At 35.4% G+C, this 3,383-nt stretch carries 1 protein-coding gene; it reads left to right on the top strand.

From position 1 onward, the window contains the following. Positions 1–731 precede the first annotated feature (731 nt). On the top strand, positions 732–3,383 hold a 2,652-nt coding region (locus tag DB41_RS10605; RefSeq protein WP_080502382.1), incomplete at its 3' end, for a tetratricopeptide repeat protein.

Consider the following 3,383-nt stretch of genomic DNA (forward strand, 5'->3'; position numbering starts at 1 on the left):
AAGATTTTTACCATTTAAAAACAACTCTACAGCTTTATGCCGAAGCTGTTGCTGAATGACTGGGGGTAATAAACGAGCATCTGAATATTTCATATGCTTTAAATATAGTTTTAAAGGTAGTAAGTGTCAACTAATTTATGCACTTACTAATATACATAAAGCAGGGAAATATAAAACAAGCAGCTGAATATACTAAAAAAGCGCTTAGAAGTAGCATTGCAATGCATGGTATCCACCATCCTGCGATAGCAGCAATTAATAGTGATTTGCAAGTACTCAATTTACTGGTTTCCACAACTTTTGTAAAAACAAACTACTGTCATAAGAGGCGAGATAAGTTAACGGGAAGAAAAGCCTTAAGTTGACTTAGAAAATGAGAATATAACTTTGCGTATAAGGCTTCGCTAAGATAACCCTTCAACGATAAAGAAAAACATAACTCCAAGAACCTTTTATAAAGCAAGTGGATCTAACGGTAAAATTTTAAAACCACTTAGCAATCAAATGGTTATCTTGCCGATTGTTTGATTTAAAAAATATGGGGTGATTGAATCTGATTAATCATGTACAAATGATTAAGTCTGTAAGAAATTTGGCTAAGTTAGCAAAAGAAAAGGTAGCTGCGATAGCGGTTTCTCAGCCTAGCAGGCTAAAAAGCTAGTATAAAAGCTATAAATAATGCTAATGTCTATTTAAATTTTTAATAAAATTAAGTAAAAAAGATAACCCCTATGAATTTAGAGAGCTTAAATACTCATCCTCTTATATTTCCTGACTTTAATAAAGTAGAAAACAATTCTATTTCTCCTCTAAGAGATACGTCAGCATATGCAGAAATTGCTTTAAAGATATTCAAAAAATTAAAACTACTAGATTTATGCCAAGCCAAGTTCGTATGTAAAGAATGGAAGCAGCTAATTAAAAGCAGCTTTTTAGATGAGGAAGAAGCCTATACGCAAGCTTTAAAACGTGCTATTCAAAATGAAGATGTTATTAAAGAAGCTTTTTGTATAGAAAAACTAGGGGATCTATATGCGAAAAAAGAGACGTCTGAAACACTTCTTCAAGCTGCAGGCCTTTACAATTATGCTTTACGCCGGTCCTCTGCAGGCCAACAGAAAAGTATTAAAGAAGAGCTATTAAAAGTCGAGATTTCGCTTAGTAAGGCTTGCAAAGGAGAACCTGTAAGTATTCCTAAAACCAAAGAGCAATTTGAGAAGAATCGCGAAGTATTAAAAAAATTTAGGGATGAAATAGAAGAGAAAATTCAAGCTCTCGGCTTAGATCCTTCTCCTAAAGAGGTTCGAGAGCTATATAGTGAGATTGCTCAACATATAAAAATTTTTTTTAAACGCCTTGCAATACAAGTTTTTGATACTTTAGGGCCTACACCCTGCGAATATGCGATGATAGGATTTGGTTCTCTAGCCAGAGAAGAAATGACCCCCTACTCCGATTTAGAGTTTGGTATTCTTATGCAAGAAGACACTGGAGAAAATAGAGAATATTTTAAGTGTTTTACAACCCTTCTTCATTTAAAAGTAATCAATTTAGGAGAAACGATTCTGCCTGCTTTGAATATTCCTTGCATAAAAGAGGTTAATCTTTTTGATAGCGTTACGCCCAGAGGTTTTGCTTTTGATGGTGAAGGAGTACAAGGTAAAGGCTGTAAAACCCCTTTTGGCAATCGCCAAACATTCGAACTTATTCAAACTCCTGAAAAGATGGCTCAATATATAGCTAAAGATGAAAAAGGCCAGTGGTGGCATGAAAAAGAGACTCATCTTCCTATGGAACTTCTAAATTTCACGCATTTGTTAGGCAATCTGGAGTTAACCCATGGATATAAGCAAAAAATTCAAAAATTGCTCGATAACCCTTATAAAACAGGTCTTAATCTCCGTCAATATTTAGCCAAGCAACACCTAGTTCAAGAGGATATGAGTGCTTTCGATCCTGGAATGCGTGACATAGAAAAACATGGGATGCTTATTAAAGTTAAAAATGATCTCTATTGTTTTCCTCATCTGGCATTGGACAGGCTAGCCCTCCTTAAAGAAATAAAAGCGTCAGATACTTTTACTAGAATTGACCAATTAAATAAGCAAGAAACTATAAGGGACAGCGCAGCTGAAAAACTAAAGGAGTGGATGAGTATAGTACTATTTATGCGCCTTAAAACCTACTCGCATTATCAAGCACAACAAGAGATGATGAACCCTCTAATTAAACCCTTCGGATTCGAAGATCCACAACTTATCGAAAACCAGTTTGCTTTAGATCATGAAGCCCTAGCAAAGGTAAAGAAAATTTACCGTATATTCATGCCTTTCCACGAAGCCTTGCAAGAGTTTTTAGCTGGTGACGAAAAAAAGCTTAAATCTTCATCTTTAAACGATAATTCACCACAAGCTCAGGCAGAGATAGCTTTAAGGCTTTTTCAATACAAAGAGGCAAAAAAATGGTATCGTAAAGCGCTAAAAGAAAAGCAAACAAATTCTGAGGTATTAAATGCTCTTGGATGTATTTATGAAAGAGAGGGGAAACTAGAAAAGGCAGTTTATTATATCAATCAAGCCCTAAGCATAAACCTTGCACGTGTAGGAGAAAATCATTCCAACGTAGCTGCAAATTACAACAATTTGGGAGCAATCTATCAAAAACAAGGTAATTTAGAAAAGGCGGCTGAGTATTCACAAAAAGCGCTTGCGATTAGACGTGAGCTATATGGTGAGCATCATTCTGAGATAGCAAGTTTTTACAGTAACCTGGGGGCAATCTACCAAGAACAGGATAAGTTAGAATTTGCTGCTAAGTATGTTCATCAGGCGCTCTCTATTAACCTCAAGCTTGTTGGTGAAACTCATTCGGATGTATCTATAAATTACAACAATTTGGGAGTAATCTATCATAAACAACGTAATTTAGAAAAGGCTGTTGAGTATTTACGCAAAGCTCTCGCTATTAACCTTAAGCTATATGGTGAGTATCATCCCGTAGTGGCAAACTGTTACAACTCCTTAGGGATGATTTACAAAAACCAGGGCAATTTAGATAAGGCCTTTGAATATGCCCATAAAGCGCTTGCCATTAATTGTAAGCTATTAGGGAAAAATCATCCTAGTGTGGCAGAAAATTATTATAGCTTGGGGCAAATCTATAAAAAACAGGGGAATTTAGAGCAGGCCACTGAGTACATTGAAAAATCTCATACCATTAACCTTGAGCAATTTGGGGAAAATCATCCCAATGTGGCAATAGATTACCATAACTTGGGACAAATTTACCAAGAGCAAGGTAAATTAACGCAGGCCCTTAAGTATACTGAAAAAGCACTTTTTATTAATGTTAAGCAGTTTGGTGAAAATCATTCTACTATATTA

Origin of the sequence: Neochlamydia sp. TUME1, assembly GCF_000813645.1 — a bacterium.
In the GTDB taxonomy this organism is placed as follows: Bacteria; Chlamydiota; Chlamydiia; order Chlamydiales; family Parachlamydiaceae; genus Neochlamydia.